The sequence below is a fragment of the Streptomyces sp. NPDC002889 genome (assembly GCF_042888425.1).
Classification (GTDB): Bacteria; Actinomycetota; Actinomycetes; order Streptomycetales; family Streptomycetaceae; genus Streptomyces.
Map to the genome: position 1 here is coordinate 1 of NZ_JBIAPT010000051.1, position 12,826 is coordinate 12,826.

Here is a 12,826-nt window from a genome sequence, read left to right on the forward strand (position 1 = left end):
CGGACACAAGACGCCGCATGCCTCCCTCACCCCGAGCAAAACCATGCCTGACCAGCAGAAATCAAGGCATCACGTTCGGTTGAGATACGGCTTCTCAGCAGCCGGAGGAGTTGAAATCCCAGAACGCAGCCTTGGTCTGCGTTCCGGCGATCCCATCGACGGCAAGGCCGTAGCCGAAGATGTTCAGGTAGCGCTGCAGCGCCTTGATCGTGTTGGGTCCGACGACTCCGTCGACGGTACCGGCGTTGAGGCCCAAGTCGTTGAACTTTCGCTGAGCTGCCTTCCAGCTGTTGGTGCCCAGCTCCCCGTCGATCGTGCCGGGGTTATAACCCGTGTCGCGCAGCCAGCACTGCCAGTTCTTGGCCCGGGTTGTGTTCAGGCCGAGGTTGTTCACTGCGAGAATGGAAACGTCCTGGGTGCTCACCGCAGGTTTGGCGGCCGGCCGGGACGCCGCGAAGCTGGCACTTGCCCCCGCCAGGCTCCCAGCGGCAATCCCGACGATGGCAGTAACGCTAACGAGCGTCCTCGTCAAAGTATTCGGTCGCATTTTACCTCTTTCCAGAGTCGTAGGAAGTGGCACCCGCTGCTGCCGCATGTCCGTGATCAACGGCCCTGTAACCGGCCGCCGGACACGGCACACTCTGCCCGGGAGACCGACGCGGGTGGTATGCATCAGGCGCACAGTTGTTGGCGCACGACGCACTGTTCCCCAAACGCCGCAGCTGGTGAGAATGGCCCGAGCCCGCCGCCTTGACTACCAGTGGGGCCGGGGACTCTGGGGAGAGACCAACGAGGGGAACCATGGGGGACTAGGCCGATGCATCGGTCGAAGACACCTACCAATAGGCGGAGGCCACCGCGGGGGCCCTGGTGCCGACACGTATCAAGGCCCTCCAACCGGAAAGGCCGTTCGCCGCGCGACTGCGGGCCACGCAGCTCGGCACTGCTCAGCTGTCCGAGACGTCCTCCGGAGGACTGCTATCGCAGCGCACACCCCGGCTCATCCGGAAGTCCCACCCGGAGCATTTCCCGGTCGCCCTCATCACCTCTGGACGACAGAAGATTGAGCAGGCACGGAACAACGCTCTGCTCAGGAGCGGGGAGATGGTGCTGTACGACAGCTCCCGGCCCTTCGACGCCTACGCCGAGAACTGCCTGGCCGGGACGAGGTCCGTGTTGCTGCAGTTCCCCAAGACCATGCTGCTGTTCTCCGCACGACGGCTGGATAGTCTCCTCGCCGTCCCGCTGTTCGCACGCCAGGGAACGGGTCGGCTGCTCGCACAGTTCCTCACCGCCGCCGCATCCGAGTACGCGGCCTGTACCCCCCTCGACGCGGCCAGGTTGGGAACCACCGCCGTCGACCTGGTCACCGCCGTGGTGAGCCGCCACCTCGACGCGGAATCCGCGCTTCCGACCACCTCAAGGCACCGGCTGCTCTACACCCGCGCCACGTCCTTCATCGACACACACCTCGGCTCCGCCGACCTCACGCCGTCGGCCGTCGCCGCCGCTCACCACATATCTCTCCGCTACCTCCAGCATGTCTTCCAGCAGCACGGAACCACGGTCAGCGAAGCGATACGGCGGCAGCGGCTGCACCGCTGCCGCAGGGACCTTGCCGACCCGGGTATGCGCCACCACACCATCCGTGTGATCGCCGCCCGCTGGGGCATGCCCCGGCCAGCGGAGTTCAGCCGTGCGTTCCGCGCCGCCACCGGTACCTCGCCTAGCCGCTACCGCGCACAACACCTACCGCCGACAGCAGACGAGCAGGCACCGGCCTCGGAAGGAGCTCAGCGTTAACCTCGCGCTTTCCGGTCTGGCTCACCTCCGCTCGCGCCGGAGAGGACCTCACCCCGTAGGGAAACGGAGGGCTCCAGGGCGGCTCGCCGACGGCGGCGTGAGGAGTCTGCGCGAATCCGCGATCTTCAGTGGCTTCCTTCGACTTCGGCGATTCGTGCCTTGACGGCTGGGTGTCCGGCCAGATCAGAGGGGAGCTCGGTGGTCGAGTCGATCACAGCGTCCACCACTTGTTCCGCTCGCAGGTTCTCCGCGCCGGTCAGTTGCGCGCCGGTCAGTTGCGCGCGGGTCAGGTGTGCGCCGGTCAGGTCCGCGCCGGTCAGGTCCGCGTAGGTCAGGTTCGCGTTGGACAGGCTCATGGTGCGGGGGTGCAGGTACAGGTACACGCGGGTCAGGTGGTGTACGGGTTCGACCTGATCCGGGGGTTTGCTCCGGCGTCGGGATGATGCCCGCATAGATGAACGGCCACCGGCTGATCTTCGAGATGTCGAGTCACGAAGGAGATCAGCACGATGACCGCACCAGACAGTGTGCCCCTGCACGCCCTCGCCGAGGACAACCTCGCTGCGGCGAGTCCCGATCTGCTGCGCGCGATGGTCAAGACGTTCGCCGACGCGCTCATGTTCGCGGAGGCCGACGCCCTCTGCAACAGCGAATACGGGCAGGTCAGCGGCGGGTGTCGGCGTACACGTGAACGTGGCCCTGGCAAGATTCCGTGAAGCTGGGGTGGGCCACCGTGCGCCGGTGACGCTCCGCCACAGGTGGTGGCGTCGGAGCAGGGCCATGAGGATGACGCGGTGGCGGAGCAGCGGGACTCCCGCGCGGCCGGCCATGATTCGTTTCTGGAGTTTCAGGTCGGTGATGCGGCCTTCGTTGACGCCGGAGTTGAACGGGGTGGTGATGCCCTGCACGACTGCGGGCTGGTCCTCGCGGATGGCTTTGGCCAGGCTGGCCAGGGCTGGGAGGCGGGCGGTCGTGAGTTGCTCGAGCCAGTCCGCCAGCGGGTCGGCGTCGCGGGCGTGCACAGGAACCGGCGGCCGCCGCAGTAGTCGACCCACACCGCGCCATAGACGAGGAAGCATCGGGTGCACCGGATGCCGGGGGCGCAGCGGGCGCGGGCAGCTTTACGGTCGGCCACCTCACGGGCGTCGTCGGCGGCGGTGGTCAGGCCCCACTGCGCGGCCCGCTGCTGGACGGCTTCGCCGGCCGCACGGTCGTGACGGCTCCAGCCCCTGCGGCCGAGCATCCGACCGCCTGGGCAACCGCCACACGCTGATCCCACGGAGGCCACTCACGGCGCGGCCCACACCGTCTCCCGCGAACCTGCCGCCGTGCAACCGAAAGGACCACTGCGCCATGCCCACCTCTGCCCAAGAACAACTCACCTTCGACGGCCTGGGATGTCAGCGGTGGCACCACCGCCGTCACTCCTGGCGGTCCACCAGTGAAGGCGGGTTCGACCCCGCCCGCTACCGGTTCCGAGAGTGCCCGCCCGGGCCAGCGAAAGCCTTTGTCATCGCCGGCACCGAGACCGACCCCGAGCCCGAGACCAGCGGAGACGCCGGAGCCGCTGCCTTCCTCCACGGCCCTGCCCGGCTCTTCGCCACCGTCGCGACCCCCGACACGACGGACGACGACCACGACGACCAGGTCCACGACGAAGCAGAGATGGAAGCCAGATGACCGTGATGGACGCCGCCCTGCGAAGTCACTCAAGACCCTGCGACTGTCCGGCATGCTGGAAACGCTCGACGCCGCTTGGCCCAGGCCAACGGCGGCGAACTCGGCCACCTCGACTTCCTCCAGCGTCCTCTGCCAGGACGAGATCACCCGCCGCGAGACCGTCGCCTTCCAACGCCGCCTGCAGCGGGCCAAGTTCGAGCAGCAGGTCACCTTGGAGGAGTTCGACTTCACCGCCTCCTCGAAACTGCCCGCCGCCCAGATCCGCGACCTGGGGGCCTTGCGCTGGCTCCATGCTGGCGGCCTGGTCGGCGCCGGCAAGACCCACATTGCTCAGGAGCCTCGGCCACCTCGCCGTCCGCCAGGGCGCCCACGTCCGCTTCGCCAAGACCAGCCGCGTCCTCGCGGATCTTGCGGGCGGTCATGCCGACCGCACCTGGGAGAAGCGGGTCCGCGAACTCGTCCGCCCCGACGTCCTCATCCTCGACGACTTCGCGATGCGCCAGATGTCCGCGGCCCAGGAGGATGACCTCTACGAACTCGTCTCCGAACGGCAGGGCAGGTCTCTGATCATCACCAGCAACCGGGCGCCCAGCGACCTGTGTCCCCTCTTCCCCAACCCCGTCGTCGCCGAGTCGCTCCTGGACCGGCTTTTCAACACCAGTCACCAGGTCATCATGAACGGCCCCAGCTACCGCCAAACAAGCGGCCCAAGAACCCCACCGACAGGCCCGTCAAGCCACTCACCTGACGACCCGACTGGTCAGAATCCGGCGTCTGCAGGCCGCTGATGCCCGCACGGCGCCGGATTGCCGATCTTGTCGAAGACCTCGGCATCACTTCCCGAATTCACCCACACCGTGATGCCCTGATCATGAACGACGACGTTGAACGGCGATTCCTCGGGCTCCGTCTCGGTCACGACGGTGAACTCCTCACCCGGACGCATCCAGTGATCAGTTCCCCACGGCTCCACCCAGAGGCAGAGCAGGCTGCCTGTCTCGTTGCTCACGCTCGTCTTCGACACGCAGGCACTCTAACCTCGGGCTTTCACGCGGCTCGGTGTCCAGTACGTGATCATGCCAACAGAAGAGCCCCTCTGACCAGCGAAAATGAGGATTGTCGAGGTCCTTGTTCCCGCGCCATCCGGAGGCACTTCCCAGGTGAAGAAGCGCACGGCCTGAGAATGCCGCACGGCCATGCGCGCCATACGCTCGGCATATGTCCGATTTCATCGCCGCCGGCGCCTCAGCCGACGACCTTCCCGCACCGGCCGAGGGTCTGCTGCTCACGCACTTCCTCACGGTTGGCGACGTCCCTCGCTCGCGGGCGTTCTATGCCGATGTGCTGGGCGGGCAGGTGGTGCTGGAGGAGAACCCCTGCATCATCAAGGTCGCCAACAGCTGGATCATCATGAACCCCGGCGGCGGGCCCACCGATGACAAACCCGACGTCGTCCTGCGCCCGCCGGAGGACCGCCACACCGTCTCCAGCTTCCTGAACGTACGGGTGGCGGACATCCACGGCTTCTACGCGGCAGCCCGCGCCAAGGGAGCCGAGTTCCTCACCACGCCCATCGACCGGCGCGCCGAGCTGCGCTGCTACATGCGCGACCCGGATGGCTACCTCATCGAGGTCGGCCAGTCCACGGGCCTGCTCAGGGGCATCCTGGCGCGCACCAATACCGAAGCCTGACCACTGCACTGCGCTGCACTGCTGACTGAATTCGTCAGATGCGACGGACCGGGTCCGTGATTCCGCCGGGGCACGCAAGCGCCGCGATGTCCCATCCGGCGCGTCCGGCCCCGGCCTGGTAGGCGCTTTCGTAGAAGGCGAGCACGGCGGCGCGTGGATCGGCCTCGGCGCGGGCCGCGTCGTAGCGCAGCACGGCCAGGTGGCTGTCGCCGCCCGCGACCCACTGCGCGGATGCCGGGCTGAGGGGCGCTTCGGCCAGGTCGGCGGGCTCGGGGGCGGTGTACGAGTAGAACGCGGGCTCGGCGAAGGTGTCGTCGCCGAACCAGAAGCCGAAGCTGATCACTTCCAAGGAGTACGCCTCCCGGGTGACGGGGTTGACCTGCCCGGGCTGGTCGACCCGGCGCCCGGAGAACCGGCTGTGGGCGATGTCGAAGGTGTGCCAGAAGTGGTGCACCGGGCTGGCCTTTCCCGAGAAGCCCGCCGCGAACTCCTCCAGCACGGACGTCACCTGGCTCAGCACCCGCCAGTAGCGGTTTGCGGCCACCGGGTCGTAGGTCGCGTGCTCGGTGTCCTCGGCGAACGGCCGGTCGGTGTCGGGCAGATCGAAGGGCCTGGGAATAGCGATGTCCACCCGGACGCCCAGCGCGGCCAGAGCGGCCAGGGTCTGGTCGTAGAAGGATGCGACGGACTGGCCCGGAAGCGGAAAGGACCGCTCTTCGCCGTCCAGCGTCATGACGGCGAGCCGGTGGTGGACGAAGTCGAAGTCGATCGTGAAGATCGGATTCCCGTCGACCTGACCCATCGGACGGGTGGTAATGCCGTGCCCAGTGACATGGAAGGGGACGTTCCACCAGTGGTTGCGCCGGGCGCTCGCGGCCAAGCGGATCTTGCCGACGATCTGCGCGAAGCGGTGCAGCGTCTCCTTAGTGTCCTGCCACTCCGCCAGCGGCACCGGCGGGAACAGCTCCATCGCCTGCCCCTTCCCGCCCGGCGCTCCCGCGGCGGCCGGGCAATCTCATCATGACCCCGCAGGGGACGTCCGGCACGCTGCCGAGGGAGCGGTTTATCCCGAGGCCGCCGCACGGGCCGCCCAGGTCACGTCGTCGTCCGGGCCCGCTGGAGAAACCAGCGGACCGTCACGAAGGATCGAAGTTAAGGACAATACCGGTATGAATGTGAAGGACCGAAAGATTCTTTGGGCTATGCAGCACGCCGGCCTGGGTTCGGGGATGAGGAAGCCCCGGTCTGCCAGGGACGGTTGGCAGACCGGGGCGGTTTGTGGTGGTCAGCCGCCACCCCCACCGCCGCTGGTGTTGTCCGGCCCGTAGTCGGTCTGTCGGCCCGGTTCCGAGCCTGGCCCCCATTCGCTGTACCAGACGAGCCATGCCCCCAAGAGCAAGACGATGACAGTAGCGATCAGCGATATCCACGCCCCGACTCCCATGCGTCGGAATGTACCCGCAACTGGTTGCCGCCGGACACGAAAGAGCCCCTGCCTGTCCGCGACGGGGGACGCAGACACCATAAAGAACAAGCTAAGTACGTGTTTCTGAACCCTGAGCGGCCACTGGAACGGTGCTCATCGTTTTCGGCCTGGACCTGGCTCTGTCCGTCCCATGGTGTGGTTATCCCCACCGCCAGGGGGTGGCTTACCGGATGGGCAATGACATCGGTGCGCGGCGATCGTGTGTCCCAAAGACGACTTGATGGCCACGCATGACGAAGGGACATCTCATCGATGCGCATCCTCCTGATCGGGCCGCCCGGAGCCGGCAAGGGCACGCAGGCAGTGCGCCTTGCCGCGCATCTGTCGATCCAGCACATCTCCACCGGTGACCTGTTCCGCGAGCACATCGACCAGGGCACCGAGCTCGGGCAGAACGCCCACACGCACATACGCGCCGGCCTTCTGGTACCGGACGAGGTCACAATCGGGGTGATCAAAGAGCGCCTTGCCCGACCGGACACCGAGCGCGGATTCCTACTGGACGGCTTCCCCCGCAATTGTGCTCAGGCGGAGGCGCTGGACGGCATCCTGGCCGACTCGAAGTCGAGGCTGGATGCCGTGCTCGACCTGGAGATTCCCGAGGCCCAGGTGGTCAGCCGGATCGCTGGACGACGGCTGTGCCGTCAGGACCGCGAACACATCTTCCACGTCGACTACAGCCCGCCTGCAGTGGCAGGAGCCTGCGACGTCTGCGGCGGTGAGCTGTACCAGCGCGATGACGACCGCGAGGCAACCGTTCGTAAGCGACTGAAGGTCTACCGCAGCGAGACGGCGCCGGTCGTCGACCACTATCAGGCCCAGGGTCTGGTGACCACGATCTCAGCCCTCGGCCAGGTCCAGGAGGTCCTGGACCGCGCACTCGTCGCGATCGACCAGGGCCAGGTCGATGCCTCCGGCGCGTCGAGCTGTTGACCACTGGGCGCGGAGGGCTTTGCGGGTGGCCGCCCCCGTTAGGAGCACGGTTCGCGGCAGACGCTGCACACAACGGCTCCACCCGGCGGAGACTGGCCCTACCGGGGTGAGCGGGTTCGCCGCTAGCTTCGGCTCCGGCTGGAAGCCGCCGCCCGGCGCTGGGGGTGCCCGGCGACACCACGATGTTCATCCCCCCGGGCCGCCACACCGCCTCCTTTGGTCGCCCCCCGCACAGTGGCGAGCTGGGTCTGGTCGTAGCATGCAGGCATGACTGACGCCCCGACCGTGACTCCGTCTGACGCCTTCGAGCTGCTGCTGGCCGGCAACGAGCGTTTTGTCGCGGGCGCGCCGCAGCACCCGAACCAGGACGCCGCGCGCCGTGCCGAAACCGCACCCGGCCAGCGCCCGTTCGCCGTGCTCTTCGGCTGTTCCGACTCACGCCTGGCCGCCGAGATCATCTTCGACCGGGGGTTGGGCGACCTGTTCGTGGTCCGCACCGCGGGCCACGTTGCGGGGCCGGAGGTGCTGGGCAGCATCGAGTACGCGGTAAGCGTGCTGGACTGCCCGCTGGTCGTGGTGCTGGGCCACGACTCGTGCGGCGCGGTCGCGGCCACCTGTGCCGCCCTGGCCGACGGCCTCGGCAGCACCACCGGGTACGTGCGGGATGTCATCGAGCGCGTCACACCCAGCGTCCTGGCCGCCCGCGCCGCCGGGCTCACCGGGGACGACGACATCATCGCCGAGCACATCCGGCATACCATCGACCTCCTCCTGGACCGTTCCCGGCTCCTCGCCGACCAGGTCACCTCCGGACAGACGGCCGTGGTGGGCCTGTCCTACCGGCTGAGCGACGGCGGGGCCCGGCTCGTCACGACCCGCGGCCTGCCCGCCGAAGCGGCTGCCCCAGGACCGGGCGCCTGAACAGTTCAGACGCGGACAACGAGGGCCGGGTTGGTGAACGCTCGTGGTTTTGAGGGGGCTTTGAAGGCTCCCGGGTGTCCGCGCGGGCCTGCGATCAGAGGCAGCCTCGTCAGTGATTCCATCGCCGGCCGATCGGCGCCAAGCTGCTGAGCGAGGACCAGCTCGACAAACTCCAGGACAAGATCGCCGACCAGGCGCCGGGCCTTTCCGGCCTGCTGGACCTGGACAGCCTCGTCGCGCACGCCGGAGCCGTCGGGCTCATCGCGGGCGCGCTGCTGCTCGTGATCGGCATCAACTGGGTCGGCGCCCTGCGCGGGTGCCTGCGCGCGGTGCGGGAGAAGAAGCAGGACCGGGAAATCCGATCCTGCTCAGGATCAAGGACCTTGGCGCCGCCGGATTGCTTGTCATCGGTTTCCCGGCCAATATCGCCATCGCGTGGACCATCAGGGTGATCCTGGTCGTCATCGGGACCATTCTGTAAATCTTGGGATCGCTGGAGAGCGCGGTCCGTAACCGTGGCCGATCGGCCGTACGTGGGAACAGACCGCATCTCCAGCCCGGGCGGCAGGAATCCGACCCTGTCCAGGAGTTCGGCGACGAAGTCCGCCGTTTGCTCCTTCACCTTCTCGACATCGTCGCCCGGGCAGTCCCTGGCCCGGTGCCAGGTGGAAGGCGTGCGAGGCGAAGTGGGCCCCGTCGAGTGCGCCGACGAGCATGCCGCCTTGGGGGCGCACGCTCTCCACCGTCGCGCCCGGCCCCGTTCAGCAGGGGGTTCCGTACCCGTGCGGATGAGCAGCATGTGACCTGGGAGCGGCCGTGCGGGTAGCAGAGCCTGCATGAGGCTATTGAGCGAGCGGTCCGGGCCAGACACGAGCGGCTGGAAGACTTACGCCGCCACGACCATCGCCACCGTTGCGACCGCCGCGGCTGGCTCCGCGGCCGTCGACGCGGACAGTGCCTGGTACCGATCCCTGTCCAAGCCGTCCTGGCAGCCGCCCTCGTGGGCGTTCGGAGTGGTGTGGACACCGCTGTACGCCAGCCTGGCCTGGGCCACGGGCCGGGCCCTGAACAACGCGCCGCCGGGGGAGCGGACACCGCTCGCCGCCAGCACGGCGGTGAATCTCATCGTGAACGGGGCGTGGAGCTGGCTGTTCTTCCGCAAGCAGAGCCCGGCCGCCGGCCTGCTGGCCACCCTCGCGCTCGATGTCAGCAACGTCCAGCTCATCGGCCGCGTCGTCCGGACAGACAAGACTGCGGCCGTCGCCCTGCTGCCGTATGCGGCCTGGTGCGTCTTCGCGACCGCCCTCAACGCTGAGCTGGCCGAGCGTAACTGCAGCCGCCGGGGCGGGAGGGAGGAAGGGTAGAGGTACCGCGTGCCACGATGAGTCGACGCGGTGGACCGGCCCGGAAACGTTCAGTCGCTTCCAGCGAATCGGGAGGTCGCACCGGGCGAGCGCATTGGTTAGCCGGTGGTGCACGCGGAGTGAGCATTGAATGTCCCGTCTAAGCGTTGTCCCGCAAATGGCGGTTGGGGCGCGCATCAAGTGCTGAGCGGATACTCGCGTGACTCCGACGTGGCAGCTGTGGCAGCCTGCGGACATGCCAGAGCTGCGCGTGCATGCAGGCCGCCACTACGTCCTCCAGTGCCACTACGCCTTGCCGGACGACGCCTGGGGTGTGGAGCTGAGCGAGGCTGTCCCGGCGCCGGCTGCGTCTTGCCCACCCGAGTGATCGACGTCTGTACCTTCCTCAACCGTCTGCCCCTACTGGCCCAGCACCGTCTCACTGCCCTTGGTGGGTAAGATCCGGGAGTTTCAGCGGCCGCGAGTGCGCGGCGAACGCATTTGCGTGACCGTTCGAGGGGGGACCACATGACGCAGCAAGGGATCATCGAGATAGGGCGCATGGATGGATCGGCCGCAGTGCAGGCCGAGGGCGCGTTCAAGCTGATCTACGCCGAAGCGTTCGCGGAGTATCCGTACAACGAGACCGCGGACGACGTCGCCGCAGCCTTCCGCCGCTTCCCCGTACAGACTCGCAACCGCACCTTTCGCGCTGCCTTGGCCCGTACCTCGGAGGGCGAGCCGATCGGCATGGCATACGGCTACCTGCTCGGGCCCGACACGGTGTGGTGGGACGAACTGACCGAGCCCGTGCCCGACAACATGCGGCGCGAGGACGGGCACCGCACCTTCGGGCTCATGGAACTCGCCGTGCGCGGACCGTGGCGCGGACAGGGTGTTGCGCGGCGTCTGCACAAGACGCTGCTCGACGGCATCGGAGCCGAGCGGGTGCTGTTGAACGTCCACCCGGCGAGCAAGGCCGCGTCGGCTGCTTACCGGGCGTGGGGATATCGCAAGATCGGCGAGGCGCGGCCGTGGGGCGAGGGCGCGGACCTCCATGACGTGATGCTGCTCGATCTGCGCTGAACGCAATCTGTGAACTCGTAGCCTGGAGCCAGCCGTTCACATCCACAGCCAAGACGAGCACGTCATCCCCGACAAGATCATGTGCTGTTTCGTGGAGCAGGTTGAACGCTGCCGCCTCGCATTCGGGCAGGGAGCACCTGAAGCAGTGGATGATCACACAATGACTGGTGTGATCACGGCGTCGAAGCCCTCCTGGATAGCCCCGTTCAGCGGACTGAGCGCGCGGCAGTTCGGCAAGTTGATCACCGCGCTACGACGCGAGGGCGCAGACCCCGTCCGCAAGGGACGGCCATGGAGCCTGCCGCTGGAGGACCGAGTCCTGCTGGTCGCCGCGTACTGGCGGACGAACCTGACACTGCGGCAGCTTGCCCCGCTCTTCGGTATCTCGAAGTCGGCAGCGGATCGCATCATCGACCACGTCGGGCCCTTGCTGGCTCTGCAACACCGCAAGCGGTTTCGCAAGGACGCCGTGCTCATCGTGGACGGCACCCTTGTGCCCACCCGCGATCACACCGTCGCCGAGCAGTCAAAGAACTACCGTTACTCGACCAACCACCAGGTCGTCATCGACGCCGACACCCGCCTGATCGTCGTGGTCGGCCGGCCTCTGCCCGGCAACCGCAACGACTGCAAGGCATGGGAGGAATCCGGCGCCAAAACCGCCGTCGGCAAGACCATGACGATCGCCGACGGCGGCTACCCAGGCACCGGACTCGTCATGCCGCACCGCCGCCGCAAGGGCGAAGACCTGCCCGACTGGAGGAAGCCCACAACAAGTCCCACAAGCAGGTCCGCGCCCGCGTCGAGCACGTCTTCGCCCGCATGAAGACCTGGAAGATCCTCCGCGACTGCCGCCTCAGAGGTGACGGCGTCCACCACGCCATGCTCGGCATCGCGCGCCTGCACAACCTCGCCCTCGCTGGATAGATGGGCGGGCCGCACAGCGAACAGCCACGTCCACACTGACCCAAAGATCATTTACGGGACAGCCCTTAGCGTTCCGCGCCGAACTCGGACCGGCACCGGTTTCGGGTCCGAGGGATTCGCCGCGCCGGAGCTTTCGTCCGGGAATCCCCATAACGTGACGGCTGCTGCCGATATCTACAGCATTGGACGGCTCATCGCGGCCATCCTGACCAGGGAGCGCCCGGAACAGAACCTCCCACTGCTGCCCGCACGCGGACCATGGCGAGCAGTAGTAGCAGAGGCGACTCGCTACAAGCCCACCGACCGACCGCAGGACGTGGACGAGTTCCTTGGCCTGCTCAAGAACATCCCGTGACGTTCCCACGCCGTCCCAGCATTGCCAGGCGCTGAGCCTGGTCCGCCCAGCCAAAAGGATCACGTTTCCGATGACGCGCATCGCGCTAGAGCCGTACTTCCTGCATCAGGATCAGGTTCAGTCTCTCCTTGGCGAGCAGCGGACAGAGTCCGCGCGGGCACGGGCTGCCCGCAGGAGCGAGCCAGAGGCAGCGTTGCCCTACGTGCTTGCCGCAGAACTGGCCGGGGCGCTTTCCTCGCTGGGAGTCAGCGAGTTGGCGAGGTGCGTCCTGGAGCAGGATCTGCGCACGGGGCAGGTCGTCGGAGCTGAGTTGGATTTTGCGTTCCAGCGGGACCGGGAACAGGACATCCCGGGCTTCAAGCCGATCAGCTTTACAGCGATGCTCGACGCGGGTGAGCAGGTGCGCGTCACTGGCACGTTCAACTCGGCAAGAACCGCCAGCTCGTCTGCGGCCGGCAGCCTCGCCGGGACCAGGCGGGCCTACCTGATCGGAACAGTCACCAATATCAGAAGCCGTATCTCAACCGAACGTGATGCCTTGATTTCTGCTGGTCAGGCATGGTTTTGCTCGGGGTGAGGGAGGCATGCGGCGTCTTGTGT

The 12,826-nt window shown here is 67.3% G+C and carries 17 protein-coding genes and 3 pseudogenes; 15 read left to right on the top strand and 5 right to left on the bottom strand.

The window, feature by feature from the left end; genetic code table 11:
• Positions 1 to 94 precede the first annotated feature (94 nt).
• Positions 95 to 424: a peptidoglycan-binding protein gene (locus ACFYWI_RS37680; protein WP_389240588.1), complete on the bottom strand. Its 330-nt coding sequence runs from the start codon at positions 422 to 424 to the stop codon at positions 95 to 97.
• Positions 425 to 861: 437 nt separating this feature from the next.
• On the opposite strand from ACFYWI_RS37680, the pseudogene ACFYWI_RS37685 reads away from it, so the two are divergent.
• Positions 862 to 1,362, top strand: a pseudogene (locus ACFYWI_RS37685) (AraC family transcriptional regulator); the annotation flags it as partial.
• Positions 1,363 to 1,377: 15 nt separating this feature from the next.
• Positions 1,378 to 1,803, top strand: coding sequence for a helix-turn-helix domain-containing protein (locus ACFYWI_RS37690; protein WP_389240619.1), 426 nt, complete (start codon positions 1,378 to 1,380; stop codon positions 1,801 to 1,803).
• A 125-nt stretch (positions 1,804 to 1,928) separates the two neighbouring features.
• On the opposite strand, the gene ACFYWI_RS37695 is transcribed toward ACFYWI_RS37690, so the two are convergent.
• Positions 1,929 to 2,159, bottom strand: a complete 231-nt coding sequence (locus ACFYWI_RS37695) for a pentapeptide repeat-containing protein (RefSeq protein WP_389240590.1) — start codon at positions 2,157 to 2,159, stop codon at positions 1,929 to 1,931.
• A gap of 153 nt (positions 2,160 to 2,312) precedes the next feature.
• On the opposite strand from ACFYWI_RS37695, the gene ACFYWI_RS37700 reads away from it, so the two are divergent.
• The 5 genes and pseudogenes from ACFYWI_RS37700 to ACFYWI_RS37720 all read left to right on the top strand — a co-directional run bounded on the left by ACFYWI_RS37700 (position 2,313) and on the right by ACFYWI_RS37720 (position 4,271).
• Positions 2,313 to 2,519, top strand: coding sequence for a hypothetical protein (locus ACFYWI_RS37700; RefSeq protein WP_389240592.1), 207 nt, complete (start codon positions 2,313 to 2,315; stop codon positions 2,517 to 2,519).
• 78 nt (positions 2,520 to 2,597) lie between these two features.
• Positions 2,598 to 2,849, top strand: coding sequence for a hypothetical protein (locus ACFYWI_RS37705; RefSeq protein ID WP_389240594.1), 252 nt, complete (start codon positions 2,598 to 2,600; stop codon positions 2,847 to 2,849).
• Positions 2,850 to 3,156: 307 nt separating this feature from the next.
• A complete protein-coding gene (locus tag ACFYWI_RS37710; protein WP_389240596.1) occupies positions 3,157 to 3,483 on the top strand; it encodes a hypothetical protein in 327 nt (108 codons plus the stop codon).
• 52 nt (positions 3,484 to 3,535) lie between these two features.
• Positions 3,536 to 3,754 (top strand): annotated as a pseudogene (locus ACFYWI_RS37715) (ATP-binding protein); the annotation flags it as partial.
• A 55-nt stretch (positions 3,755 to 3,809) separates the two neighbouring features.
• Positions 3,810 to 4,271: an ATP-binding protein gene (locus tag ACFYWI_RS37720; RefSeq protein ID WP_389240621.1), complete on the top strand. Its 462-nt coding sequence runs from the start codon at positions 3,810 to 3,812 to the stop codon at positions 4,269 to 4,271.
• On the opposite strand, the gene ACFYWI_RS37725 is transcribed toward ACFYWI_RS37720, so the two are convergent.
• Positions 4,244 to 4,507 (bottom strand): hypothetical protein, encoded by a 264-nt coding sequence (locus ACFYWI_RS37725; RefSeq protein WP_389240598.1) that lies wholly within the window; start codon positions 4,505 to 4,507, stop codon positions 4,244 to 4,246. The genes ACFYWI_RS37720 and ACFYWI_RS37725 overlap by 28 nt on opposite strands.
• A 194-nt stretch (positions 4,508 to 4,701) precedes the next feature.
• Here ACFYWI_RS37725 and ACFYWI_RS37730 point away from each other — a divergent pair, with 194 nt between their 5' ends.
• On the top strand, positions 4,702 to 5,175 hold the full coding sequence (locus tag ACFYWI_RS37730; protein ID WP_389240600.1) for a VOC family protein: 474 nt from the start codon (positions 4,702 to 4,704) through the stop codon (positions 5,173 to 5,175).
• 34 nt (positions 5,176 to 5,209) lie between these two features.
• Here the strand turns inward: ACFYWI_RS37730 and ACFYWI_RS37735 are convergent, their stop codons facing one another.
• On the bottom strand, positions 5,210 to 6,145 hold the full coding sequence (locus ACFYWI_RS37735) for a DUF5996 family protein (RefSeq protein WP_389240602.1): 936 nt from the start codon (positions 6,143 to 6,145) through the stop codon (positions 5,210 to 5,212).
• Between the two features lie 768 nt (positions 6,146 to 6,913).
• On the opposite strand from ACFYWI_RS37735, the gene ACFYWI_RS37740 reads away from it, so the two are divergent.
• Both ACFYWI_RS37740 and ACFYWI_RS37745 read left to right on the top strand, forming a co-directional pair.
• The gene (locus ACFYWI_RS37740; RefSeq protein WP_389240604.1) at positions 6,914 to 7,594 is read left to right on the top strand and encodes an adenylate kinase; all 681 of its coding nucleotides are present in this window, start codon (positions 6,914 to 6,916) and stop codon (positions 7,592 to 7,594) included.
• Positions 7,595 to 7,861: 267 nt separating this feature from the next.
• A complete protein-coding gene (locus tag ACFYWI_RS37745; RefSeq protein WP_389240606.1) occupies positions 7,862 to 8,515 on the top strand; it encodes a carbonic anhydrase in 654 nt (217 codons plus the stop codon).
• Between the two features lie 5 nt (positions 8,516 to 8,520).
• Here the strand turns inward: ACFYWI_RS37745 and ACFYWI_RS37750 are convergent, their stop codons facing one another.
• Entirely contained in the window at positions 8,521 to 8,757 is a 237-nt protein-coding gene (locus tag ACFYWI_RS37750; RefSeq protein ID WP_389240608.1) for a hypothetical protein, read from the bottom strand.
• Between the two features lie 74 nt (positions 8,758 to 8,831).
• Between ACFYWI_RS37750 and ACFYWI_RS37755 the strand changes: the two genes are divergently transcribed.
• The 5 genes and pseudogenes from ACFYWI_RS37755 to ACFYWI_RS37775 all read left to right on the top strand — a co-directional run bounded on the left by ACFYWI_RS37755 (position 8,832) and on the right by ACFYWI_RS37775 (position 12,803).
• Positions 8,832 to 8,996 (top strand): hypothetical protein, encoded by a 165-nt coding sequence (locus ACFYWI_RS37755; protein WP_389240610.1) that lies wholly within the window; start codon positions 8,832 to 8,834, stop codon positions 8,994 to 8,996.
• A gap of 355 nt (positions 8,997 to 9,351) precedes the next feature.
• Positions 9,352 to 9,879: a TspO/MBR family protein gene (locus ACFYWI_RS37760; RefSeq protein WP_389240612.1), complete on the top strand. Its 528-nt coding sequence runs from the start codon at positions 9,352 to 9,354 to the stop codon at positions 9,877 to 9,879.
• 507 nt (positions 9,880 to 10,386) lie between these two features.
• A complete protein-coding gene (locus tag ACFYWI_RS37765) occupies positions 10,387 to 10,944 on the top strand; it encodes a GNAT family N-acetyltransferase (protein WP_389240615.1) in 558 nt (185 codons plus the stop codon).
• Between the two features lie 160 nt (positions 10,945 to 11,104).
• Positions 11,105 to 11,871 (top strand): annotated as a pseudogene (locus ACFYWI_RS37770) (transposase).
• Positions 11,872 to 12,296: 425 nt separating this feature from the next.
• The gene (locus tag ACFYWI_RS37775; protein WP_389240617.1) at positions 12,297 to 12,803 is read left to right on the top strand and encodes a hypothetical protein; all 507 of its coding nucleotides are present in this window, start codon (positions 12,297 to 12,299) and stop codon (positions 12,801 to 12,803) included.
• Positions 12,804 to 12,826: the final 23 nt, after the last annotated feature.